The organism is Pseudoduganella buxea, assembly GCF_009720835.1.
In the GTDB taxonomy this organism is placed as follows: Bacteria; Pseudomonadota; Gammaproteobacteria; order Burkholderiales; family Burkholderiaceae_D; genus Rugamonas; species Rugamonas buxea.
Window position 1 is genome coordinate 1 of the sequence record NZ_WNKZ01000231.1, and the last position, 767, is coordinate 767.

Annotated in this window: 1 protein-coding gene; it reads left to right on the top strand. The window is 57.4% G+C overall.

What is annotated here, in order from left to right; genetic code table 11:
* Positions 1-21: 21 nt before the first annotated feature.
* A partial coding sequence (locus GM672_RS27765; protein WP_371867112.1) for an ISL3 family transposase occupies positions 22-767 on the top strand: 746 nt, incomplete at its 3' end.

Consider the following 767-nt stretch of genomic DNA (forward strand, 5'->3'; position numbering starts at 1 on the left):
ACGGGCCTGCATTGGGAGACAGTGCGTCGGATCGAGCGACTTTATTTGGAACGGCGTTTGGCGGCGCTGCCAAGATCGGAGCCGGTTCGCTTGGCCATGGACGAATTTGCCCTATTCAAAGGGCATCGCTATGCCACGGTAGTACTCGATGCTGACACCAGACAGGTGTTGTGGGTAGGCGAAGGCCGTAGTCGGGCTGACATTCGTCCCTTCTTCGAGTGGCTGGGCAAAGAGCGGTGCGCCAGGATTGAGGCCGTGGCGATGGATATGAACACCGCTTTTGACCTGGAAGTGCAGGCTCACTGCCCCCAGGCTCGCGTTGTCTATGACCTGTTCCACGTGATTGCAAAATATGGGCGCGAGGTGATCGATCGTGTTCGGGTTGATGAGGCAAATCGCCTGAAAAACGATCGTCCGATGCGCCGCATCGTCAAACGTGCTCGCTGGCTGTTGCTGCGAAATCGGGACAACGTACCTGCCGCTCAGCAGCCTAAACTCGATGAACTGCTGGCAGCGAATCAGGCATTGATGACCACTTACGTCATGAAGGCCAGTCTCAAGGATCTATGGCAGCCGATGACGGCCTGGCAATGGCGAGCAGCGTGGAAAAACTGGCTGACGATGGCCCGCACCAGCAATATCGATCCGCTCAAGCGCTTTGCTAACAAACTCGCGCCTTACTGGCGCGGCATCCTCGCGCGCGTGCGCTGGCCGCTGCACACCGGACAATTAGAAGGCATCAACAATCGCATCAAAGTCATGAAGCG